Source organism: Mesorhizobium sp. M0621 (assembly GCF_040320745.1).
Taxonomy (GTDB): domain Bacteria; phylum Pseudomonadota; class Alphaproteobacteria; order Rhizobiales; family Rhizobiaceae; genus Mesorhizobium.
The window spans coordinates 176,727-200,375 of sequence record NZ_JAMYQF010000002.1; the positions used below are offsets into that span (position 1 = coordinate 176,727).

Genomic DNA, 23,649 nt, shown 5'->3' on the forward strand with positions numbered 1-23,649 from the left:
CGCCGCCTTCCTCGTTGTCTTGAAGAACTGCCGCTCAGTTGCCGGGATAAGCCGTGCCGGTGCCCAGGAAACGCTTCGTCGTCTCGCGAGCGGCTTCCTCAGACTGCGCCTTGCGCGCCGCATCCTCGGCCTCGGCCCGGAACTGGGTCGCAAGCAGCGTCTGGATCTGCATCTGCTGCTTGGTCGAAAGCGCGATCAGCTGATTCGTAGCCTGGCTTGCCTCGAGGGCACCTGCCGCGCCCTGACTGCGATTGACGAGATCGGTAAGCAGGTCGCCATCGGCCTGCACGTTCTCGACGATCTGCGACTGCGCGCTCATGGTCTGGCGGAACGCCTGCATGGCGCTCTGCCAGCGCTCGCGCGCGGCGCTCGCCACATCGCTGACCTTGATGGTGGCGTCGTAGCTTTCCGGATATTGCTGGCGCCACTGGTCCTGCAGCTTGTCGAGATCGAAGCTCAGGCCGCTCGCCTGGGTCATCAGACCGTCAATCCGTTGGAGCGAGCCGGTAAGCTGGCCCACGGAAGAGAAATCCAGGCGCTGAAGGTTGCGCGCCATGTTCTGCAGCATGGTCGCCTGGTTCTGAAGCGACTGGATTTGGTTGTTGATCTGCTCCAATGCGCGTGCTGCCGACAGCACATTCTGCGTATAGTTGGACGGGTCAAACACGATGAGCGCATAGGCCGGCTGGACGTAGTCAGCCATCGGTTTGGCGATCAGGGAAACGGTGACCAGGCTAGTAAAAAGGCGGCGTCCGATCATGACGATTGCTCCTTGTTAGGTTGAGGAAATTGCTGGAGAAGCTCGGCAGCCCAATCCAGGCCGCGCGCACTGAAGAAACGGGCGGCAAAGCTGCCCTGCCCTTCTTCGGAAAGAATATTGTCGATCAGGGTCTGGGCGGCCGGGTCGGAGGCGCCGCAAAGCGCAAGAGCGATCGAGCCTAGCCCGAGCTCGAAGAGGCGATTGCCGCGGCGCGACTGCAGATAGTAGTGGCGCTTCGGCGTGGCGCGGGCGACCAATTCGATCTGTCGCTCATTAAGACCGAAGCGCTCATAGGCTACCCGTGCCTGCGGCTCCACCGCACGATCGTTGGGGAGAAAAATGCGCTGCGGGCAGCTCTCGATGATTGCGGGTGCGATAGAAGAGCCGGCGATGTCGGCAAGCGACTGCGTCGCGAAGATGACGGAGACGTTTTTCTTACGAAGCACCTTAAGCCATTCGCGGATGCGGGCGGCAAAGAGCGGGTTGTCGAGATAGACCCAGGCCTCGTCGAGCATGAGCAGCGTCGGCCGCCCGTCAAACCGGTCCTCAAGACGATGGAACAGATAGGTGAGCACAGGCAGCACAGCGCCTTGGCTGTGCATCAGCTCCTGGGTCTCGAAACACTGCACATCCGAGATGGCCAGCCGGTCGTCATCGGCATCGAGCAGCCGGCCGAATGGACCGTCAAGCGTGTAGGGCATCAACGCCGATTTGAGCGCATTGGACTGAAGCAGGACCGACAGGCCAGTCAGCGTGCGTTCCTGCGCCGGCGCGGTGGCGAGGCTGGTGAGCGCCGACCAGATTGCCTCCTTCACCTCCGGGGTGACGGTGACATTCTCGTGGGCAATCAGGCCGGCGATCCATTCGGCCGCCCAGCTCTGTGTGGCCGGGTCGTCGATGTGGCGCAGTGGCTGGAAAGCAAGCCCACCATTCGCACCCAACGCATGGTGGTCGCCGCCCATGGCAAGCGCGGCGGCGCGGGCCGAATTGCCTTTGTCGAAGACATAGATTTGCGCGCCAGCGTAGCGCCGGAACTGCAAGGCGATAAGGGCAAGCAGAACCGACTTGCCGGCACCGGTCGGCCCGACAATCAGCATGTGGCCGACATCGCCGATATGGGTCGAAAGCCGAAACGGCGTCGAGCCGCCGGTTTCGGCGAAAAGAAGCGGCGGAGCGTAATCGCCGGTGACCTCGGCAAGGTGCTCGTTCTCCGCTGGACCTGCCCACACGGACGACAGCGGCACGAGATGGGCAAGGTTAAGCGTGTGAACGAGCGGCTGGCGAACGTTAGCGTAGACATGACCCGGCAATGAACCAAGCCACGCTTCGACGGCATTGATGCTTTCGCGAATGGTGGTGAAGCCGAGCCCGTTGACGATCCGCTCGACGGCGCGAAGCTTTTCCGCGGCGGCTTTACGGTTCTGATCCCACACCGTCACCGTTGTGGTGAGATAGCCGAAGCCGACATGATCGCCGCCCAATGCCTGCAGTGCTGCATCGGCATCGAGCGCCTTGTTGTCGGCGTCGCTGTCGACGAGAGGCACCGGTTCGTTGGTCACCACCTCGCGCAGAATAGCCGCGATCGATTTGCGCTTGGCAAACCACTGCCGGCGGAGCCGAGTCAGCGTCTTCGTGGCTTCCGCCTTGTCGAGTGGAATGAAGCGCGTCACCCAGCGATAGGCGAAATCCTGGTTATTGAGCGCATCAAGGATTCCTGGCCGGGTGACGTTCGGAAAGCCGAGAACTGTAAGCGTGCGCAAATGCTGTTCGCCCAGCATCGGCTCTAGGCCGCCAGTCAGCGGCGCGTCAACCAGGACGCCGTCGAGATACATTGGCGTTTCAGGCACGGCAACGGGATGACGGCGGGTCGAGATCGTGCCGTGCAGGTACGTCAGGGTCTCGGCATCGTCGAGCGCGCGCACCTCGGGCACGAAGCCCGAAAGAAGATCGAGAACGCGGTCAGTCTCGTCTCGGAACCGGGCAAGCTCCTGGCGCCAGTCTCTTTCCCCTCCCAAGTGATGCGAGTCGACGAGAGCACTCTCCGCGCGCGCTTGGCCATCGGGCCCAGGCATGAAGACCAAGGTCAGATGATAGATGCTCTCGAAATGCGCGACCTTGCCCTCGAAGGCGCCGCGCCGTTCTTCGTCGACGAGCCAAGACGCGGCGTCGGGAAACATCGAGCTCGGATAGCCCAGCGCTACAACGCGCTCGACCTCGAAGAACAGCGCCCAGCCAGAGCCCAACCTCCTCAGCGCATTGTTTGCCCGGGCGCAAACGCCGATGAGCTCAGCTTCCGTCGCGCTTTCAAGGTCGGGGCCACGAAACCGCAACGTCCGCTGAAAGCTGCCGTCCTTGTTGAGCACGATCCCAGGCGCAACCAGTGCTGCCCAGGGAAGATGGTCGGCAAGCCGGTCGGCTTTGCCGCGGTATTCGGAAATATTCAGCATTCGAGCCAGCCCTTCTGGCGAACATGGCGGATAAGCACGCTGGCAAAGTCCGGGTCGCGCCGTGCGGCAAAAACCGCGAGCGTGTGTCCGGCCACCCAAACCACCAGACCGCTAATCCACTGCTGCAGGCCGAGGCCGACTGCGGCCGCCACCGTGCCGTTGAGGATCGCCAGCGCCCGCGGCGCGCCGCCGAGCAGGATCGGCTCAGTCAGTGCGCTGTGGACGTGCACCTCGAACCCTTCGATATGCTTCTCTCCCATGGCCATCAGACGAGCGCCCCGCCACCAAAGGAGAAGAAGGAGAGAAAGAAGCTCGAGGCCGCGAAGGCAATCGACAGGCCAAAGACGATCTGGATCAGCCGGCGGAAACCGCCGGCCGTGTCGCCGAAGGCAAGGGTAAGGCCGGTGGTTATGATGATGATCACGGCAACGATCTTGGCCACCGGCCCCTGCACCGATTCCAGGATCTGCTGAAGCGGCTGTTCCCAAGGCATGCCGGAGCCGGCGGCATGAGCCTGGGCGGTGAGAAGAAGTGCTACTGCGGCGAACGAAAGAATGCAAAGTGCCTTGCGCATCAGATGACCTTTCAAAGCTGCTGGAGTTGCGGAAGGGTGAGCGGGGTGACGGCGTAATCGCCGCTGCCGTCGAGACCTGTGACCTCGGCGATCGCGTCAACGCGGCGCGCGGGTCCTCTTCCGGCAATAAAGATGACCAAGTCGACGGCATCGGCGATCAGCCGGCGGGGAACGGTGACAACGGCTTCCTGGGCGAGCTGCTCAATACGATAGAGTGCGGAGTGTGCCGAATTGGCGTGAACCGTGGCAATGCCGCCGGGATGTCCGGTGTTCCATGCCTTCAACATATCGAGGGCTTCCGCGCCTCTGACTTCGCCGACGATGATGCGGTCGGGCCTCAGCCGTAAGGTGGAGCGTATGAGATCGGCGAGTGTGACGGAGCCCCGCCTCGTCCTCATGGCAACGCAGTCCTTGGCCGCGCATTGCAGCTCGCGGGTGTCCTCAATCAGGATCACCCGCTCATCGCATTCGGCGACTTCTGCCAGTAGAGCATTGGCAAGTGTCGTTTTGCCCGACGATGTGCCGCCGGCGACCAGGATGTTGCGCCGCTCGCGCACCGCCTTCCTCAGGGCATCAGCCTGCAGCGGGAGCATGACGCGATCCGCGACATAGTTGGCCAGCGTGTAGAGTTTTGCCGCCGGTTTGCGGATGGCGAAGCATGGCGCCAGCACGACCGGCGGTAGCAGACCCTCGAAGCGCTCGCCTGATGGCAATTCGGCACTGACAATCGGACTATCTGCATGCGCCTCGGCGCGTACATGGGAGGCGACGAGCCGGATGATGCGTTCCGCCTCGGAAGGATGCATGTGCACGCCTGTATCGACCCGGCCTTCTCCCAAGCGGTCGAGCCTCAGCGTGCCGTCGGGATTGACCATCACCTCGATGACTTTCGAATCGGAAAGGGCCTCGGTGATCGCCGCGCCCATGGCTGTGCGCAGCATGGCTCGGCGGCGGTGATCCGCTGCGGGATGAGAGTTCATCCTTCGCCTCCGTTGCCCTTGCCGTAACCAAGAGAGCGCTTTCCGGAGGCTATCTGGCGACCGACCTGCTCGACGAATTTGTCAAAGCGCTCTTGGGCGATCGCCTGTGTCGCCCGATCCGGAATTGGCGTGTGGGCATGAAGCGTGATTGAAAAGCGGATTAAGAGCGCCAGGCTCTCCAGAGTTATTTCGGCGTCGCGCCTGACATGGTCGAGATCGCGGGAAAGACGGTCCAGCCGCTTGCCGTAGCGCTGGTCGAGCTCGTTTTCACCACGCCGTTCGATGAAGGCCTCGACCGCTTTCGCGACGATTGCCGATTTCGTGGTCGACGGGTTGCGGCTGAGGGTTTCCAGCTTCTCGCTCAATTCGGGTTCGAGCAGAAACTGGTGGCGAATGCGATGGGGCTTCATACGTCTCGTTCCGACTGGCCGGCGCTGATGCGCCGGCGGTGCGAACGAACATCGCCGAGATCCGCAAAATCGCTTATGGGCGTTATCTACGCCGAGATACGCCTCAGTTGCGGAAAGCGTTCAGAAGCCGGGGATGATGTCCTTGTCGTCGCCCCTTCCCTCGTTGAGGCCGTAGGCGCTCGCCGCGGTAGAAACCCGGTCCATGACGCGCTTGTCTGCGGGTGCCTCGGCGTCATCGTCCGACAGATTGAAGAGGTCATCCTGATCAGGCTCCCGAGAGACGACGACGTGTTCTTCAGGCAGGCCGGGATGACGCTGCTGTTGCACGCCGCTCCCTTCTTCGATTGCCGCGCCGGCGTTTTCGTCATCGGCAGCCAGACGGCGGTCAACACTGCGGACTTGTCCGCTCCAATCGTCGGGGCGCGACGCAGGACAGTCCGCGTACAGACCCTCCCGCAACACCGGCGCCGGCAGCACCCGTTCGGTGAAATTCGGATCCTGGTAATAGCGCAACTTCTGGGCGCGGATCGGCGGCAACCCCGAAACAAGGATTAATTCATCAGCTTGCGGCAACTGCATCACTTCGCCAGGCGTCAGCAGCGGGCGAGCAGTCTCCTGGCGACTGACCATGACGTGCGAAAGCCAGGGCGCCAGCCGGTGGCCGGCGTAGTTGCGCATGGACCTGAGTTCCGTCGCCGTACCGAGCGCATCCGATATGCGTTTGGCCGTGCGCTCGTCGTTGGAGGAAAAGGCAATGCGCACATGGCAATTGTCGAGAATGGCGTTGTTCTCGCCATAGGCTTTGGAGATCTGGTTCAAGGATTGCGCGATCAGATACGCGCGGATGCCGTAACCCGCCATGAAGGCGAGCGCGGTCTCGAAGAAGTCGAGGCGACCAAGAGCCGGAAATTCGTCTAGCATCATGAGCAGTTGGTACTTGCGGCTTTTCTTCGGGTCACCTTCCAGCCGCTCCGTCAGTCGCCTGCCGATCTGATTGAGCACCAGTCGCACCAGTGGCTTGGTGCGCGAGATATCCGATGGCGGCACCACTAGATAGAGCGACATCGGTCGTTCCGCATCCATGAGATCGGCAATGCGCCAGTCGCAGGCCGATGTTGCCGAGGCAACCGTCGGATCACGATAGAGCCCGAGAAATGACATTGCGGTCGAGAGAACGCCAGAACGCTCGTTCTCTGACTTGTTCAGCACCTCGCGAGCCGCCGAGGCCACGACGGGATGGACCCGAGGTGTGTCCGCCGTGCCGAGGTGGTTGGTGGTCATCATCCGCAGCAGTGTCGCGGCAAACGAGCGTTGCGGATCCGACAGGAAAGTGGCGACGCGCGCGAGCGTCTTTTCTTCTTCCGCGTAGAGCACGTGCAAGATGGCCCCGACCAAGAGTGAATGACTAGTCTTCTCCCAATGATTCCGCCGCTCCAGCGCGCCTTCCGGATCGACGAGAATGTCCGCGATGTTCTGAACGTCGCGGACCTCATCTGAACCCCTGCGCACTTCCAGCAGCGGGTTATAGCGCGCCGATCTCGAGTCGGTCGGATTGAACAGGAGGCAGAAAGAGAACTTCGACCGCCAGCCGGAAGTCAGCTGCCAGTTCTCGCCTTTGATGTCGTGAATGACGGCCGAGCCGGTCCAGGAAAGAAGCGTTGGAACGACCAATCCCACGCCCTTGCCCGAACGTGTCGGCGCAAAGGCCATGACATGTTCCGGCCCGTCATGTCGCAGATAGTGATCCTTCAGTTTGCCAAGGAAAACGCCGGCCGGCTCAAACAGGCCTGCCTTCTCGATTTCCCGAGCCGCGGCCCATCGTGAGGAACCGTAGGTGGTGACCAACCCCCTCTGCCGCGCGCGCCAGAGGGAGCCAGCTATTGCGGCCGCACACCCCAAGAATCCGCTGGCTCCGGCAAGCATGCCGGCCTTGTCGAAGACCTCAGGCGCATAGGCGTCGAATTGAAACCACCATTCGAACAGTTTCCACGGCTTGTAGATTGGCCAGGCCGCGGCAAACCATGGCGCGCCAAGCTGCGGCTGATACTCCAGCATGTGGGCGCACCATTGCGTTGCCGCCCATACGCCAACGATGACGATGGCGAACACAACGACTATCTGGCCGACAAGGAGCTTCGTCGGTGTCACGGGCACAGCCTCCACTGTTTGGTAGTAGATGGAAGCAGCATGACGTGACGTTTCAGAATATCGAAGATACCCAATATACGCGCCCGTGCGATGCAGTGAACGTTGCAGGCTTGGCAGACTGGGGCGCCAAGAAGTGTCATCGCGAAGGCGACGAGCGAATGACTTGTTTTGGGCCGTTACCGGCCTAGCGGGCTTCGGGCTAGGATTTGCGATAAGCTGCCGTTCTGGAGCGACCTCATTGCGTTACTCGCCGTCAAATTCGAGAACCAAGATAGTGGCCGCCCGTCGACGTCACGCTTGGCGAACTTCTGTCGACACAACTCCTTCAGTCGCGTCTCTCAGGGGAAACGCGCGCTGATCAGCCGCTGCCCCAGCGCAGATTCCCGGGCTGAGCGACGTTTTTTCGCAAGGCAACCTCGTTTGGACTTGAGCTTCGACGCCTTGGACTGCCTTCTGGCCTACAGCGGAAGGGCCAACCCAAGGTCGGAGTATATCGGCCCGAGTTCCTCATCGGTAAATAAACCCGGCGAGGTGGCGATGCTCGGAAAATTGCCCACCACGAAATAGAGCAACAAGATCGAGGGCAAGGCGAACAGGGTCTGGTCCTGTCGCCGGCCCTTGATGCGCTCCATGATGAAATCCTTGGTGTTCAGCCATAGGAGGATGTCTTCAATTGAGCTCTCGCCGGCCAGTGGGAGGTACGCTTCGATCAACTCACCGTCGAGAGTGGTGACAGTCGCGTCCATGCCCACCTTGTCTCCGTAGTACACGGACAAGGCGTCGATCAGTGCCTTGACGCTCTTGACCGATGCGTCGATGAGGTTGCCGACTTGGCGGAAGTAGTCGTCAGTCGCTTCGATTAACGCCATCGCCTTTGCCGCAGCCCGCATCATCTCAGGGGTCGATTTGACGCTTGGTTTGTAGATTGTGTCGTGGGTGACTTCGCTGAAGGCATGCTGCAGCAGCGTGCGGACCTGGATCTCGCACGGAATGTCCAGCGGCATAGGGACGCCCTCGAAGACGACCCCCGCTTTTGCCCGAACCACGTAGTGGACCGACTGGTACCCGAACTCCCAAGGCTTGCGAGCTCGCTCCTCAGCGAAGTCCCGGGCCTTTTCCCAGAACCAGTATCCGTCGCCGGATTCGGTGATCGCCTTCTCGACGATGGGTATTTCGTCGGAAGTGAGCACGACGAAGCGGATGCCCACCTTGTCCTCGATGTCGTCATACGGACTTGCATAGCCCTTGCCGCGATAGAGAGCCTTCTGGATAAGCGACTTGCTCTCCTTCAGCCTATGCTTAACCGGAAGGCGCAAGAACAGGTCCGGCGCTTTCACCTGGGTCGAGAGCCCATCGATGACCGCGTGGATGATGAACCTGCCCCAGGCATCGTAGTATTGCTGCTCCGCCTCCCAGCGCCGCAGGATCTCGAACTCGGTCGTCATAGCTGTTCGGTGACTGGCCTGCGGACCGTGATCCTGGTCCAGCTTGCAGCCTCGCCTTCGGAAACATCGCCTGCCGGCACATCCTCGAATGTCACGGTGCCATTCCGTATCGCGTCCGGGGACGCAGAGAACTCGATGTCTGGACCGAACTTGTACTTCCGGCGCCGCAACCTTCCACCCATCTCGCTGATGTCCCGAACCACGGCTCTATTGGTCGGGAATTTCTTGGCTTCGAGGAACTTGTTAAACGGGTCGCGCAATTCGGGTGGCAGATACGTGTCGCCGAACTGTTGCGAGGTGAACGTGGGTGCCTGATCTACCTTGACGAAGGCGAACAGCGCGTCGCCCAGGTCCCTTCGGAGATCTCGGTCATTTACCAAGGTGCGAACGAATTCCTTCGTGAGGTCGAAGAACTTCGCGGTTTCGTATTTCCCGCTCTCAGGAAAGGCGCAGCCAAGAAAGCCGTCGTAGAAATATACGGCCGCGTTCTCTCGGCGGGCGGCGGTGATATTGCTGTCAAATACGAAGCATCGCCAATTTGTGCTCGCCGCGACAGCGGCATCTTCAGAGATGAACAGAGCAAGCTTGTAAAGTCTCGTGGCTGGCGTCAGGAAGATGTTCTCGAGGAATTCGGTCACAATTTTTGCCGCAGCCAGTCGGCGTTGAAAGCCGGACTGCATCTCCGCTTTAATCACCCCTAAGAAGGGCTTTCCGTCGCCACCGACTTTCCCATCGAAGACTAGAAGCATTCCACCGGGAATCCCTCGTGATTTCTGTGCGTCAGCGAGGGCATCGGCCATGTGATTGGAGATGCTGGGGAAGTCGGTGTCGGTTGCGAGAACAAGACGTCGAGCAGTCCCAACCACGCTCGCGTCATCGGTCTTCACTATCTGCATCTCTATGCTCTTGGACTGTGCGGAGAGCGCGTCAGTGATACGCATCCCAAAATGGCTGAGAGCCTTGGCATCCAGTACTTCGAGATCCTTGCCGTAGGATGGCGGCACTACATTGGGCCCGTCTTTCCTCTGGAATACCTCATGCATAACGACTCGGCCGATAGAAAGATTCTCTACAAGCAAAACTCGATCCCCTTCGAAGATATTGAAGAATATTATTCTGAGCGGGTTAAGGAAGGATATCAGATCAAAGCATGAACACAAGGGTCGCCGACGTAGGAGGGGTACGAAGGGCGGCCGCTACACGGCCGCCATTCGTTTCAAGGGATCATAAAATGGGACAGGAAAAGCGAGTCTTCTTGATTAAGTAAACGCTAATGTATCGTCGATGCGGCAACGTATGCCGGCTGCTTTCGCAGAAGCCAGGGCGAGATTGTTCCGAAGAAAACAACGCGGGGAAATTGGTTCTCCTACGACGGCGATGCTTGTATGGTTTGTCTGTGGGAGGAACTATGAGCTACTGGAAAACAAAGCTGGCAGCCGCCAGCAACATCCGTCTTTACGCGCGCGGCGAAGGCTGGCGCTCGCATGACGACGTGAAGAGCGACAAGGGGGAAGTTGTAGATCGCGGCAGCAGCCGCGCTATCGAGGATCTGCTTACCTCTGCCCTGAACGCATCGAACCTTGTTCTGCTCACCGGTGCCGGATCGTCTTTTTGCGCGAGGAATGCAGCCCAGGGCGCAAAGCAAGCCCCAAGCATGCTCAATCTGTGGGACGGGGTCGTCACAGCGGCAACGCAGGAGACGGTCAACAAGATCGCCGCTCTTATGCCGAATGCCAAGGCGGTGGTTGCAGCGAAGAATATTGAGAAATTTCTATCCCACTGCAAAATTTATCTCGAACTCTTCGGCGTGGAAAAAGCGAAAGACGTTGCCGAATTTATCGGGCTTGCAGAAAAGACGATCGCCCTGAGCGTCGATTTCGTTGACGAGGCCACCGACCTGAGCGCCCATCAAGCGATCATCCGAAAAATCGCCCGGCGGGGCGTGCGCAAGCCGCGCACCCGCATATTCACGACCAACTATGATCTAGCCTTCGAGTACGCCGCTCGCGCGCTCCGTTTTACGATGATCGACGGCTTCTCCCACTCTTTGCCACAGGTCTATGATCGTGGTCATTTCGTCCACGACATCGTCAGGCGAGATGCCGGCAGGGATAGCCCGGATTACATCGAAAATGTTTTCCACCTTCACAAATTGCACGGCTCCATAGATTGGCGGCGCAAAGGTGCGGAGCTTGTCCGCTCCAGAAGCGATGACGACGGCCCGGCGGCGTTGATCTACCCACGCGACAGCAAATACCAGGAGGCGTTCGAAACGCCTTTTCTTGATATGATGGGAGCCCTGCAAAGCGCTTTGCGAGAGCCCGATACGGCCGTCATCATCTCCGGTTTCGGGTTCAATGACGATCATATAACCAAGCCCATACTTGCCGCTGTGGAGGCAAATATGAGCCTGCGCGTCATCGTCTGCGACCTTGCATACATCGCCGACGGCGAGCTCGAGACCAAAGCGCATATCCTACCGGCCGATACACTCGCACGTCCCGGTGCGAGCGCGTCTTTTGGAACTTTCAAGCGCCTCGTCGACATAGGTGATCAAAGGCTCTCACTTCTGAACGGCCGCTTTGATGATCTCGCGCAAGCCCTCCCCGATCTCGTTGCTCAGACCGAGCGAGAGCGGCATATGGAGCGCCTCAAGATCCTGAATAACCCGGCCGGGTCGTGATCATGCAAAGCCTTGTCGATCCCGATCGCTATGTCGGAACCATTACCGTTGTGGGTGCCTCGATTGCACAGGCCAATCTTCCGCAGGCGACGGCCCGCCCGGAACGACGCGCGCTCGCGCGAGGCGCTGTCGGTGACTTCGTTTTCATCGACTGCGAGAGCATCAAGCTTCTGGGGCGCATCATCGAAGTCAAGCTCCCGGACAATGAGCGGCTGAGCGTGGAACCCGCGATGGGAAGCCCGCCGGAACCTCATCCCGTCGGTCGAATTCAACTGCTCGCATCTGTCGATCAGAAAAACCAGAAGCTTGTTCGCGGCTTACGAGCGCATCCTCGCATTGGCGATGCCGTTTATCTCGCGCAACCAAAATTGTTCGGTGACCTCGCCGCTAACTCGCTTTCGGGAAGCGATCAGTTGTCGATCGATCTTGGCTTGCTAAGCGCCGGCGGCGGCATCCATCTGAAATTGCCGCCCGAAAAACTGTTCGGACGGCATTGCGGTGTCTTCGGGGCCACGGGCGGCGGCAAGAGCTGGACAATTGCCGCCATCCTCGATCAGATCAAGGCAGCCGGCGGAAAGTGCATTCTCTTTGATCCGACGGGAGAATTCGCAAGCTTGCCGTCCGTCACGAAGCACTATGCTTTCAACGATGAAGAAGGCACCCAGCCGGTTCATTTTCCCTACACGCAGACGACGGAAGAGGATTTGTTTGCCCTCTTCCGTCCGTCTGGACAATCGCAAGGCCCCAAACTCAGGGAGGCTATGCGAAGCCTGAAGCTTTTGCGGGTGTGCGGGGGAATCGCGCCGGAAGGCGTAGTTTTCAGCACGCGGGGGACGGTTGAAAAGACCAATCGACCCCGCGCTCCATTTTTCAATGCGCTCGACGCGCACCGGGACGCGATAAATTCGCCGTTCTGCGACTTCCGGATAACAAGTCTCGCCGAACAGGTTACGGCGGAATGCGTCTGGTCAACGGGGAACAATACCGACAACTGGGGTGGTCCGGACAGTTCGGTTGCGCATTGCGAGACGCTTGTGGCCCGCATCAGAACGCTGATCACCACGCATCAGTTATCCTGCCTCTTCGGCACGGCAGGCCAATCGCTGGTGAAAGTTCTTACCGACTTTTTTGAGAACGATGCGGATGACATTATCCGCATCTCCTTCCGCTCCGTACATTTCGAGCACAACACTCGAGAAATCCTTCTCAACGTCATCGGCCGGTATCTTCTCGGCGAAGCGAGAAAGGGATCGTTCCGAACGCGGCCCGTCATCGTGGCGCTCGATGAAGCGCATCAGTTCCTCGGGCGGACCGTAGGAGATGAGTACGCAAGCGTGCGGCTGGAATCTTTTGGCATTATCGCCAAGGAAGGCCGTAAATACGGGCTGACATCGATCATGGCGACACAGCGCCCGAGGGACATTCCGCACGATGTCTTAAGTCAGCTCGGAACGCTGATCGTGCATCGCCTGACCAACGATGAGGATCGGCAGGCTGTCGAACGGTCCTGCGGCGATCTAGACAAGAACGCCGCCATGTTTATCCCGACGCTCGCTCCTGGCGAGGCCATCATTGTAGGACCTGACCTGCCTGCCCCTATGCCGATCCAGATTCACGAGCCCCGCATTCCACCAGATTCGAGGGGACCCGACTACAACAAGTTCTGGAAAGAGCGCAAAGCGAAACCTGCCGACCCCGCGAGCGAGGATGAGCTTTTGGTATGAACGGTCACGGGAAGCTTGTGGCGCGCTATCAGCGGACGTTAAAGCGGGTCGTCGATCTTCGCACCATGCAGACAATCTCCTCCGATGAGCTGATGGCCGCCGACCCCGACCGCTATCATGAGATACGCAGGACCGCGACGCGCGCGCGCAACGAGAAGACAAATGTCTTCGTTTGCGAGAATTGCGGCTATGCGGTCTATGCTCCGCGGGAGCCGCGAACACGCCTGCCCTATTGGCGTCATAGGAAAGGAGCGCCGAGAGATTGTCCTTGGTGGACGGGCGATCCTTCATCCCTTGACGAGGTGAATGCGAGCCAGTTCCAAGGTGCGCAGGAAAGCCCGCTTCACCTGAAGATCAAGAACACGATCGCAGAGCTGATGAAGGCCGATCCGCTTACGGAAGTGGGTTCGGTGGTGATCGACGAATATCTCGTCACGGGAGACGGGCGCCGTCGCCCCGACGTTCGCGCCATATACGCCGGTAAGCCTATCGCTGTCGAAGTGCAACTGGCGACGACGCAGATGCCGATTATCGACGCGCGGGAGAACTTTTACGAGCGCGAAGGCCGGCACCTGATTTGGCTGACATGGAACTTCCTGCCGGTGGAACGATCCCGGATGCTCACGGCCTTCGAGGATATATTCTACTCCCACAACAAGAACCTCTTTTCGTTCGACGAGGAAGTTCTAGCCGCCTCAATGGCGGACGGAGGGGCACGCGTGCGTGCCTTTTGGGAAGGCGGAGCCGGGTGGGAGTCGAAGGTCATTCGACTTACGGAATTAACCTGGCCCGCAACGGGACTGCCGTTCGCCGTTGCGCCGCGTCCGCCCTGGCACGAAGATTTCCGGTCACGATGGCTGGCTGCCACATCAGAGAACGGCACGCGTTATCCGGATCGTATCCACTTGCTCGATGAGCTGGCCGGAAAATTAAATCTCGAGGGCGTCAATGGCACCGCATTGAGCGAGGCAGATTTCGAATCCCTCCTCAATTGCGTGCTCTCCTTCGTCCTCAAACTGCCCATCGGTTCGAGACAGCGCAATCTGGTGGAGGTGATCAACACATTTCTGGCGGGCTCGCGCCGGCACGGCTTTGCCAGAGTTATGCGAAAAGTGGTCGTCTCCACGGGCGAGGGAGAATTGCTGGAGCGAACGAGTGTGAGGGAGAAGTTTGCCAAAGCCGAGCAGGAGCTTCAGGATGGACCAGAGACGGTCACTGGCCGTATCGCCTTGATGCTATTTCCGGAGCTTTTCCCGAAAAGCGCCATTGCCCCGAAGAAATAGCAAGCTGCGCCGATGGTGACGGGAGGGCCGCGATCTCCTGGCGCAGTGGTTCAGCGACGAGACGCTGATCATGGGAGTGTCAGAGAGTTCGAAGTCTCGATGATGCCGATCGAACGGCCATCTCATTCGTCTAAGATTCGGTGACGACCCTTGTCTGTCACAGTTCGACTGGCGTTGCCCCGAACGCCTGCTTTCGGGCCCTTTAACAATTGACGCCATGCCGAGTATGTAACGCAAGGCAGCCCTGGCTCATTCGGCGGCAACCGTTCCAAGCTTCGGTAAATGACTTGACGTTTTTTGTGGCTGAAGGCAATTTGGTGACGGCCTCCCGCACAGGCCAGTGTGCCCACCATGCAAAGCCTCGCAGTGCGCTGTCGCTGAGATCAAACCAACCATTCCCTCCCGGGACGGGTCTGTCAGCAGTGGGCACATGTTGGATCCGTTACCACGATAGGAATGGATCATGAGCAATTGCGATCAACTGAAACAACTGAAGACCGCTGCGCGAAACATTGCCCGCGCTAGGCGAATAAAACACATAGGCGCGTTGGAACTGATTGCGGACGCATTGGGCTGCCCACATTGGAACGCCCTGACAAATGCAGAAAGGAAGGGATGGCGTCCGTCTGAGGCGGATCTGGCTATCGCTCGAGCGCTGGTGCTTGCCGAAAATCCGCTGATTTCCATAGATACTGATCCTTGGAGCGTGCTTGGCCCTGATAAGTTCGAGGGCGAACTGCAAGGGCACAGCTATCGGGTGAGCACGCAGTCGGACGATGTCCGCATGTGGGGACGAGGTTGGGAGGTGACCTTACCCGAGGCTCCCTTAGCTCCTGCTCGTTTTCGAGTAACAGATCGGAGGCTCAAAGCGAACCCGATTGACGACACAAACTTCCGAAAGGCCGCGCTCGAAATAGCTTCGGGTTGGCGCAGGCTGGTTCACGCGCGAATCGCCTCAGACTGGCCGCGTCGATCAACCGTACCAGACGGCGCCGGACGTGCCGAGCACCCCCTAGGTCATGAGGTAAGCGACATCTGGTTTTGCTTGCATTGCGACCAGTCGTCTACCGGGGTTGAGGTTGCCGCGAACCTTTTTCACTGCCCGCGCTGCTTGGCATCGCCCCTTGACATTCACGCATCTCCTTGGTGGCAAGCTGATGTGACAAAGTAAACGCCGAGACTACAAACTATCCTACTATTCACAGGTCTTGCTGTGCCATGACATGGCGCAGCAAGACTGTCGTGGCATAGAGCGCGCACCATGCGGCGCCCTGCAAAAAAGTTCACAGATGGAAGTTTGGCCTTATCGGTAACCGATCAGGATTCGGTTAACGCGACAATCTTCCCATAGGCAACCGTTCGGCTCCGCGGCGGTAGCCGCTGCAGTGGTCCGCACTGACATGCTTCGCCCTTTATCAATCGAGGCAGCTCGTGCGGGTGCTCGATGACTGGGATTCTCCGGTAGCGCCCAACCACCTCTCTTAGGCAGGCAGGGCCAGCGTTGATCTGATCTCAGGTGCTGGCTTTCCCATGGCCCCCCAACCTGGACATCGGCCTGCACGTCTTCGCCAGTTCTCCTCGCAGCGGGCACCTTAACTCACGGACGGTAGGGAAAGGACCGAAAAGGCCGTAAGTACTCACTCCATGCTAGACATTTCTGCTCTTAGTGCGAGCGGAATGTTGCTTTCCGATGACAGACCAAGCTACGCTCTCTCTATTCGGCGGATTCGTCGACATTTCGGGGGAGGGGTGATTGGTTGAACTTCGTATGGCCGGCAAAAATTTGCCGGCAGTCTTGAGGGATGTCGTCGACTACAGAAAATCAGGTTTGAGCCTGAATCACGTTGTAGGATGCCCTCTCGACTGCGGCTATTGCGTGCGCCATCTATTCGACAATTATGACATGAAAAAACCCCACTTGGTTATGTCGGACGACAATGCCGTCGAAACCTTGGTGACCCACTGGGCCTTTCGGGCCAACACCACGCCGCTTCAGATATTCAACAGAGCGACCGACCCCTTTCTGCCCGGCGTCAAAGACCACCTCTTCGCCTGCCTCGAGGTGTTGGATGCCAAGGGGCTGTCGAACCCAATGCTAGTAATCACGCGTTGGCATATCGGATCGGACGATGTCGCTCGACTTGAACGTCTATCCAATCTGCGCGTTACTGTGCTGATCACTTGGTCCGGTATTGATGACCAGCGCATAGAACCCGTTGACAGCGCAATCGCAGAGCAATCATTGTCCACTCTTGCCAGCCATAAAAGACGGACTAAGTCGGTCCTCTATTGGAGACCGTTGATAGCGGGACTCAACGATACCGATCGGCATCTGCGCCGCGCAAATGAGCTAGCCGAAATGGCAGATGCCACCGCCTTCACCGGCCTTTTCTATAGGGCACAGATAAAGGCCCACTTTGAGGCCGCAGGCGTGCCCGAAATGTATGACACCATTGCACGCCGCAAGATCTTACCGCGAGAACTGGAGCTGAAAATAATCGCCGCGTTCGGGATGCGGCCCTTGTTCCGAAAGACCTCGTGTGCAGTCGCGTTCGCCCATGGTATCGCGGACTATAATGGCCATTTCGGGATTCGCGAAGTTTGCGATATTTGTCCGGCCCGACAATTGGCGATATGCGCACGGCATCACGCGAGGCCAGATCCCGAAACTGTCACAGCCCTTGCGGCCTCTGTCGGTTTGGACACTTCCGATATTCGCATCAGCGAACGGAACATCGAAGTTCTCGGTAGCCAGGAGCAGCAGCGGTACTTTATGCAGCATGCACTGAATTATCAGGTCCATGATCGAGCGCAGCCGCATCACCATGGCAGACACGGCAGAGCGGAAGTCGGATGGGAATAGAGCACGAGACTTTTTTCGTGATGGATGTCGAAGGGAGCGGAGCCACTCCACCTGAAATCGTTGAGCTTGCCATCACGCCAATCAGCGAGCTCAAAATCGGTGCGCGGCGGTGGGAATGGCGCGTGCAACCGAATGGACCAATAGCACCCGCTGCAACGCGGATCCACGGCATTACGCAAGACGACGTTGCTGAGGCGCCTTCGATTGACGATATCGCCGGCGAGATAATGACTTGGACGGATGGACAGAGAATCATTGGCCACAACGTTCGCGTGGAGCTCGAAACCATTTCCAGATCGATTCCCGACTGGAAGCCTTCAATGGCAATCGACACGCTTCGGTTGGCGAAGGCCACTCGTCCAGGGATGACATCCTATGGGCTCGAGAATCTCAGTCAGGCTCTGAACATTTCGGAAGAAGCGGAGCGACTTACCGGAGGACGCCATCACTCGGCAGCCTTCGATACCGTGGCCACCGCGCTTCTGTTCATCGAACTTGTCTCAAGCATTCCTGCCAACTCAAGAATGACGGCTTTAATGGAGGCCGATATTCTCAACAAACGCCAAGGGGTGCTGTTGTGAAAAAGCCTGCCTTCATGATCGGAATCGCTGGGACACATTCAACCGGCAAATCTACTTTTGTCTCCAGAGTAGCCGAAACACTCGAAGGTCGCGGCTTGAGCGTAGGCCAGATCGGTGATCTCGCTACCAAGGCACGCGATGCAGGCCTTCCTATCCTTAGCGATCACACATATGAAAGCACGTTGTGGATCATCGCCGAAGGGATGCGGCAGGAGGCCGAGGCGTTGCTTTCGAGCGACGTCGTACTGGTCGATCGTCCGGTGCCGGACGCCTTGGGCTACCTCACGGCGGCTCTGGAGGTTTCATCCCGCAGGATCAGTCGGGAACGACTTTCAGAATTGCAGACAATTGTCGCTGCCCATGCCACACGGTACGATCTGCTAATCATCACCGAGTTGGACCATGCCATTCCACTTGGTCCAGAGCGCGACACAAACGCGATCTTTCGATTAGCCGCAGGCCAGCATGTAACGGCTGTGATCGATCAGGTCCGGCCCCAAGCCATTCGCATGACATCAAAAAATGTCGACGAGGTGGTGGCTGGTGCCGTCGAAAAGGCTGTTGGCAATTTCAGCAAAGGAGGTTGTTGATGTCCTTGTTGAAGGTTCGAACAACCATAGTCACGATTATCAAGTCCGCCGCCAAAGGCGGTGATATCAGCACAAAAACTTTGATCGAAGCGCTGCGAAAAGATTATGCTGCGATCATTTCAACCGCACAGTCAGAACTCGAAACCATCGCGTTGACCAAGATTGTAAACGAAGTTGCCCGCCGGCGTGTCCGGGAGGTGCCAGGTCAGAGCGAGCTTTTCGGTGGCTACTCCGGCATCTGGCAGACCATTGTCGTCAAAAGCCGCGGACCAGACGGCAAACTGCGATATGAACCTAAGGCAATAAATGTTGCTTCGCCCGAAGAGGTTGAAGCCTGGCTGCAAGAACACACGCAACCATCTGGAAGCACCTGGGACTGGGCTTCGGGAATACCCTGTTCTCTATCGCCGCAGTCAGCCAGAGAAATTTTCTGGTATGCGCCGTATGCTAGAGGATGCAAGGAAGGTTGGTGGGGCCAAGGGCGCCACTATCGGCAGCCTCCTGGCTGAGAAGCGCCGCCGAGAGCTGGCCGCGGAGTAGCTCACAGCCTTAAGATTCATGAGCCTCGGAGTAGCGCCAAGGCATTAGCGGTTCTAGGACATCCAGCTGAGCTGTTTGCCTTTCAACATCGCCCGCGCACACGACGAGGCGTTCGGGATCGACACGCCGCGCATCCGGACTGCCGCTCGCGACCGGCAGGTCTAGGAGCAACTGAGCGAGTAGGCATCATCCTCTTGTGCAATCCGCCCGGCGACTCATGGAGATCTTTGCATGTCAGTCGGCCATCCGCATGCTCTAGGGTTGTGTGCGTCAAGTTCTGCAAAATGGGGCGGCCATGATGCTGGTCATGCGGCTTGGCGCAGAGCGAGCTTTTTGTGCTCGCGCAGGTCGTCCATGTTGATGTATCGGTTGGCCTCCATCCAGTTTTCATTGATCTCGACGGCCAAGGGCCCTGACCAGGCGCAGGCAGCTTTCGGTATTGGGGAAGATGCGCACGACATAGGTGCGCCGGCGGATTTCCTCGTTGAGCCGCTCCAGCATGTTGGTGGATTTGAGATGCTTGTGGTGTTGTCTCGGCAGCCTGAAGAAGGTCAGGGTTTGTTCGATGGCATCCTCGGCCCCGCCTGTCAGACGCGGATAGCGGGCCGACCATTTGGCAAGCCATGCGGCAAGATCAGCCCTGGCCTCTGCGAGATCGCGCCGGTCGTAGAGCCAGCGCAATTCCTGCAGGCAGTCGTCGCCGTGCTTCCTGGGCAGATGATCGAGCGCGTTCCTGAGGAAGTGCACGTAGCAGCGTTGCCAGGCGGCTTCGGGGATCACCTCGCCGATCGCTGCCACCAGGCCGGCGTGATCGTCGGACACAACCAACTCGATGCCCTTGAGGCCGCGCGCCTTGAGGCCGACGAGGAAGTCCCTCCAGGCCGAGCGGCTCTCGCGATTGGCCATCTCCACGGCCAGGATCTGGCGCCTTCCGTCCCAGTCGATACCGACCGCGATCAGCACCGCCTGGCTCATGACAACACCGGCTTCACGCACCTTCTCGTAGCGCGCATCTAGGATGAGGTAAGGAAACGGCTCTTGAAGGGGGCGCCTGGCAAAGGCAGCGAGGCTCTCGTCCAGCCGCTTGTTGATGGCCGAGATCGACGAAGCCGAGAAGGCATGGCCGCACAGTTCTTCCGTGATCGCCTTCACCTTGCGGGTCGACACGCCCTGCACGAACATCTCGGCCAGGCGTCGCCACCAAGGCCCGCTCGGAACGCTGGTAGCGCTCGAACAGCTCGGTGGAGAAGCGCCCGGCACGGTCTTGCGGAACGCAGCTCGAGCTTGCCGACGCGCGTCACAAGGGTGCGGCCGTAATAGCCCGAGCGGTCGCCGCCTATCGACTTGACGCGAAGGCGAACTGGGATGAGTTCCCATCCGCGGCACTAAGGCGGATGATCACGATAACGGGTTGAACGATGGCACTCGCTAACTTCATTGACCGCGCCGCCACGGCAGCTTCTCAGGTGCTGGCCGACTTTCATCTATGCGACTTCAAAGCAGCCCTCGAAAAGCAGGTTGTGGCTGTGGCCTTCGACAGCCAAGCCGCTTCGTGTGCAGAGGGCCAGGCGACGCTTGACCTTACGGTCAGGTTGCTTGCCAGACTGTATCCGGTCTGGCCATACTCCCCCTGGATATGGCCGCGAGCTCTCAAGCCCAAGCGCTCGAGCGCTTGGCAAAGTCGATCAATCCAAAAATCAGCATCCGGCGTTCCGGCAAGTATGCGACGGTCTGTGTAGCTGCAGGCGCGGTGCACCCATCACTTCGGTGCCCAATGTTTTTCATGGGATCCCAGGGTTGGGCGGCAAAGCTGTCGCGTACGGACCCGGTGGGCTCAGGCTCGAGCTTGCTGCCCTATGGAGCTGGCGCCGCAAGCTGCTTCGCCGCGACCAACGTCTTTCGAACCATCTTTGCTTCCCAGCTGACCGGCGCCGAGCTGGACGAGAACATCGACCTCTCTTTATGCACCTACAACAAGAGCAACGCCGGCGATTCCAGCCCCTTAAATTTCCCTGTCGACCTTGGCGAAACGCACCTCGTTGGGCTCGGCGCGATAGGGATGGCTCGCTCTGGGCGCTGGCGAGGCAATCCGGTCTGTCGGGGCGCCTGCATGTAGTTGATCACGAAGCTATCGAACTCTCAAACCTGCAGCGCTACGTGTTGGCAGGTCAGGCGGAGGTCGGTCTCTCTAAGGCGGCCCTCGCGACCAACGCCCTTCGGTCCACCGCCCTTGAAGTCGAGGCGCACCCTATGAAGTGGGCAGAATATGTTGCGCGCCGGGGCGATTGGGTATTCGACCGAGTGGGTGTGGCGCTTGACACCGCCGCCGACCGTCTAGCTGTCCAAGGTGCTCTGCCCCGATGGATCGCGAACGCCTGGACTCAGGAGCAAGATCTAGGCATCTCGCGGCATGGTTTCGATGACGGCCAGGCTTGCCTTTGCTGCATGTACATGCCGACCGGGAAATCCAAGGACGAACACCAACTGGTCGCGGAGGAACTCGGAATGCCGGAAGCACACGAGTAGGTAAAAACGCTCCTGCAGACCAATACCGGAGTCCCTAATGAGTTTCGTAGCTCGGGTGGCTACGGCAATGGCTGTGCCGTTTGAGCCGCTCGCCGCGTTTGTTGGCCAGCCCCTCCGTTCCTTTTATCAGCAGGTTATCTGCGGCGGCCTGGTGTTCCAGCTTAGCGATGGAAGTCGTCTCGTTCGAACCGAGGTTCCGATGGCCTTTCAATCAGCGCTTGCCGGGATCATGCTTGCCGCAGACCTGGTCAAGGATAGTGGGGGTTTTCCAATGAGTCCGACGACCAGCACTCGCGTGAATCTACTGCGCGCCCTTGGTTCTCACCTCCATGATCCGAAAGCCAAAGATTCCAGCGGCCGCTGCATCTGCAGCGATGAGGATTTCGTTGCCGCCTACAGGCTGAAATACGGCTGTGCCGTTGAACAGCTGAGCAACGGGTCCGCCTAAGAAAGATCTGAAGTCTTCGTTACCGTGGACGGCGCGCTGTCAAGCGCTCACCGATGTTTTCGACCACGATCGAGTGCCTCATGAGAGTGCGGGGCGGATACCATGACACCCTCGGCCCGCTGCTTGCCAATGTCAGGCCCAGAACCCACGACAGAGATCCTTGAGCGACGCCTCGTCGTTTAACTTTTTGTACTGTTATCTACGTTCGACCATATTCGTCGTCGAAGCGAACGATATCATCCTCGGCGAGATAATCGCCGCTCTGCACTTCAATGATCACCAGGTCAATTCTGCCTGGGTTCTCGAGCCGATGCTTATGGCCGCAGGGGATGTAAGTAGATTCGTTTGTCCTCAGGAACAACTCCTGCTCGCCATTGACGATCTTGGCGGAGCCGCTGACCACGACCCAGTGCTCCGAGCGATGATAGTGCATCTGCAGGCTCAACTGGCGACCGGGCTTCACCTCGATGCGTTTGATCTTGAAGCGCTCGCCTTCCTCCAGAACCGTATAGGAACCCCAGGGCCGGTGTACCGTGCTATGGACCAGATGAGCTTCATGTCCCGAAGCCTTGAGGCCCTCGAAGAGCTTCTTAACGTCCTGAACGCGGTCGCGGGATGTGACAAGCAAAGCGTCCGGGGAATCCACGATCACCAGATCGCTTACGCCCACCGTGCCGATGACGCGCTTGTCGGAGCTCACATAGGAGCCGGTCGTGTCGACCATGTGCACATCGCCGCGTATCCTGTTCCCGCTTTCGTCGGGGGCGATCAAATCGGCCATTGCGTTCCAAGATCCGATGTCGTTCCAATCCATGTCGCAGGGAATCACGGCAAGTTTGTTAGTCTTCTCCATGACAGCGTGGTCGAGCGAGATTCGCGGCGCGGAACCGAAATGCTCAGGCGCGAGTTCGATTTTGGCAAAGCCTTGGCATTGACTGGCGCGGCCGTTCTCGTAGCTGTCGGCGACGGCCTGGAGCACCTCGGGACAATGCAAAACCATCTCGTCGAGCATGGTTTGCGCACTGAAGCAGAAGATGCCGGCGTTCCAGAAGAAGCGTTGAGACGCTACATAGGCTTTGGCTGTATCCAGATCCGGTTTTTCAACGAAACGGACGACGTTCTCACCATCTGCTTCGATGTAGCCGAATGCTGTGTCCGGTCTGGTTGGGGTGATGCCCAATGTGGCGATCCGCCCGAGCTTCGCATGTTCCATGGCCAGGCCCATGGCGTCTAGAAACGCAGGCAGGTTGCTAATCAGGTGGTCGGCCGGGAAGACGCACAGGATCGCGTCAGGGCCTTGCGTTGCCCTCGCATGGATCGCGGCTGCAGCCACGGCGGCGGCCGTATCCCGGCCTTCGGGCTCGAGCAGAAAGGTGCGTGGCAGGACCACGGAATCCAGCTCGTCAAATTCGTCCTTGGTCAGGAAGAGGTGTTCCCCGGATGTCACAGCGACGAGTTCCACGACACCTTCTATCGAAGCGGCGCGCAGCACAGTGTGCTGAATGAGAGAATATCCATCCGCTACTTTGAGGAAAGGTTTGGGGTGCGATTGCCTTGAGGCGGGCCATAGCCGCGATCCGGCTCCGCCGCTGATGATCACGGGAATCACTTTCATAACCAACCTCAATTTCGTCTCTGGAGTGATCG

Annotated in this window: 19 protein-coding genes and 3 pseudogenes; 11 read left to right on the top strand and 11 right to left on the bottom strand. The window is 59.0% G+C overall.

Translation table 11 applies throughout. The features are described 5' to 3' along the window. Positions 1-34: 34 nt before the first annotated feature. The 9 genes from trbJ to NKI38_RS02425 form a co-directional block, all read right to left on the bottom strand. A complete protein-coding gene (gene trbJ, locus NKI38_RS02385) occupies positions 35-760 on the bottom strand; it encodes a P-type conjugative transfer protein TrbJ (protein WP_023669263.1) in 726 nt (241 codons plus the stop codon). Next, positions 757-3,207: a conjugal transfer protein TrbE gene (trbE, locus tag NKI38_RS02390; protein WP_352654481.1), complete on the bottom strand. Its 2,451-nt coding sequence runs from the start codon at positions 3,205-3,207 to the stop codon at positions 757-759. Before trbE ends, trbJ begins: the two co-directional genes overlap by 4 nt. Next, entirely contained in the window at positions 3,201-3,473 is a 273-nt protein-coding gene (locus NKI38_RS02395; RefSeq protein WP_352654482.1) for a VirB3 family type IV secretion system protein, read from the bottom strand. The genes trbE and NKI38_RS02395 overlap by 7 nt, the downstream gene beginning before the upstream one ends. Further along, complete coding sequence (locus NKI38_RS02400; RefSeq protein WP_352654484.1) at positions 3,473-3,781, bottom strand: TrbC/VirB2 family type IV secretion system protein; 309 nt, start codon at positions 3,779-3,781, stop codon at positions 3,473-3,475. Before NKI38_RS02400 ends, NKI38_RS02395 begins: the two co-directional genes overlap by 1 nt. A gap of 11 nt (positions 3,782-3,792) precedes the next feature. Further along, on the bottom strand, positions 3,793-4,761 hold the full coding sequence (gene trbB / locus NKI38_RS02405; RefSeq protein WP_352654486.1) for a P-type conjugative transfer ATPase TrbB: 969 nt from the start codon (positions 4,759-4,761) through the stop codon (positions 3,793-3,795). Beyond that, positions 4,758-5,171, bottom strand: coding sequence for a CopG family transcriptional regulator (locus NKI38_RS02410; RefSeq protein WP_352654488.1), 414 nt, complete (start codon positions 5,169-5,171; stop codon positions 4,758-4,760). The genes trbB and NKI38_RS02410 overlap by 4 nt, the downstream gene beginning before the upstream one ends. 120 nt (positions 5,172-5,291) lie before the next feature. Continuing rightward, the gene (locus tag NKI38_RS02415; protein ID WP_352654490.1) at positions 5,292-7,319 is read right to left on the bottom strand and encodes a conjugal transfer protein TraG; all 2,028 of its coding nucleotides are present in this window, start codon (positions 7,317-7,319) and stop codon (positions 5,292-5,294) included. Positions 7,320-7,777: 458 nt separating this feature from the next. Beyond that, positions 7,778-8,764 (bottom strand): GTP pyrophosphokinase, encoded by a 987-nt coding sequence (locus NKI38_RS02420; RefSeq protein WP_352654492.1) that lies wholly within the window; start codon positions 8,762-8,764, stop codon positions 7,778-7,780. Beyond that, entirely contained in the window at positions 8,761-9,807 is a 1,047-nt protein-coding gene (locus NKI38_RS02425; RefSeq protein WP_352654494.1) for a nucleoid-associated protein, read from the bottom strand. Before NKI38_RS02425 ends, NKI38_RS02420 begins: the two co-directional genes overlap by 4 nt. A gap of 365 nt (positions 9,808-10,172) precedes the next feature. On the opposite strand from NKI38_RS02425, the gene NKI38_RS02430 reads away from it, so the two are divergent. The 7 genes from NKI38_RS02430 (at position 10,173) to NKI38_RS02460 (ending at position 18,997) form a co-directional block, all read left to right on the top strand. Further along, on the top strand, positions 10,173-11,447 hold the full coding sequence (locus NKI38_RS02430; RefSeq protein ID WP_352654496.1) for an SIR2 family protein: 1,275 nt from the start codon (positions 10,173-10,175) through the stop codon (positions 11,445-11,447). A 2-nt stretch (positions 11,448-11,449) separates the two neighbouring features. Then, positions 11,450-13,171: an ATP-binding protein gene (locus NKI38_RS02435; RefSeq protein WP_352654498.1), complete on the top strand. Its 1,722-nt coding sequence runs from the start codon at positions 11,450-11,452 to the stop codon at positions 13,169-13,171. Further along, complete coding sequence (locus tag NKI38_RS02440) at positions 13,168-14,454, top strand: DUF6035 family protein (RefSeq protein WP_352654500.1); 1,287 nt, start codon at positions 13,168-13,170, stop codon at positions 14,452-14,454. Before NKI38_RS02435 ends, NKI38_RS02440 begins: the two co-directional genes overlap by 4 nt. A 1,753-nt stretch (positions 14,455-16,207) precedes the next feature. Next, entirely contained in the window at positions 16,208-17,317 is a 1,110-nt protein-coding gene (locus NKI38_RS02445; protein ID WP_352654502.1) for a radical SAM protein, read from the top strand. 20 nt (positions 17,318-17,337) lie between these two features. Then, the gene (locus NKI38_RS02450) at positions 17,338-17,898 is read left to right on the top strand and encodes a 3'-5' exonuclease (protein WP_352654564.1); all 561 of its coding nucleotides are present in this window, start codon (positions 17,338-17,340) and stop codon (positions 17,896-17,898) included. Beyond that, entirely contained in the window at positions 17,895-18,488 is a 594-nt protein-coding gene (locus NKI38_RS02455) for an AAA family ATPase (RefSeq protein ID WP_352654504.1), read from the top strand. The genes NKI38_RS02450 and NKI38_RS02455 overlap by 4 nt, the downstream gene beginning before the upstream one ends. Then, positions 18,488-18,997: a hypothetical protein gene (locus NKI38_RS02460; RefSeq protein WP_352654506.1), complete on the top strand. Its 510-nt coding sequence runs from the start codon at positions 18,488-18,490 to the stop codon at positions 18,995-18,997. The genes NKI38_RS02455 and NKI38_RS02460 overlap by 1 nt, the downstream gene beginning before the upstream one ends. 336 nt (positions 18,998-19,333) lie before the next feature. Here the strand turns inward: NKI38_RS02460 and NKI38_RS02465 are convergent. After that, a pseudogene (locus tag NKI38_RS02465) lies at positions 19,334-20,362 on the bottom strand (IS256 family transposase); the annotation flags it as partial. Between the two features lie 84 nt (positions 20,363-20,446). Here NKI38_RS02465 and NKI38_RS02470 point away from each other — a divergent pair. The 4 genes and pseudogenes from NKI38_RS02470 (at position 20,447) to NKI38_RS02485 (ending at position 22,002) form a co-directional block, all read left to right on the top strand. After that, positions 20,447-21,144, top strand: a pseudogene (locus NKI38_RS02470) (E2 ligase fold family C protein). Positions 21,145-21,185: 41 nt separating this feature from the next. Further along, positions 21,186-21,233: pseudogene (locus NKI38_RS02475) on the top strand (hypothetical protein); the annotation flags it as partial. Positions 21,234-21,278: 45 nt separating this feature from the next. Beyond that, a complete protein-coding gene (locus tag NKI38_RS02480) occupies positions 21,279-21,554 on the top strand; it encodes a hypothetical protein (RefSeq protein ID WP_352654575.1) in 276 nt (91 codons plus the stop codon). A gap of 37 nt (positions 21,555-21,591) precedes the next feature. Further along, positions 21,592-22,002 (top strand): hypothetical protein, encoded by a 411-nt coding sequence (locus NKI38_RS02485; RefSeq protein ID WP_352654508.1) that lies wholly within the window; start codon positions 21,592-21,594, stop codon positions 22,000-22,002. 199 nt (positions 22,003-22,201) lie between these two features. On the opposite strand, the gene NKI38_RS02490 is transcribed toward NKI38_RS02485, so the two are convergent. After that, complete coding sequence (locus NKI38_RS02490) at positions 22,202-23,617, bottom strand: mannose-1-phosphate guanylyltransferase/mannose-6-phosphate isomerase (protein WP_352611487.1); 1,416 nt, start codon at positions 23,615-23,617, stop codon at positions 22,202-22,204. Positions 23,618-23,649: the final 32 nt, after the last annotated feature.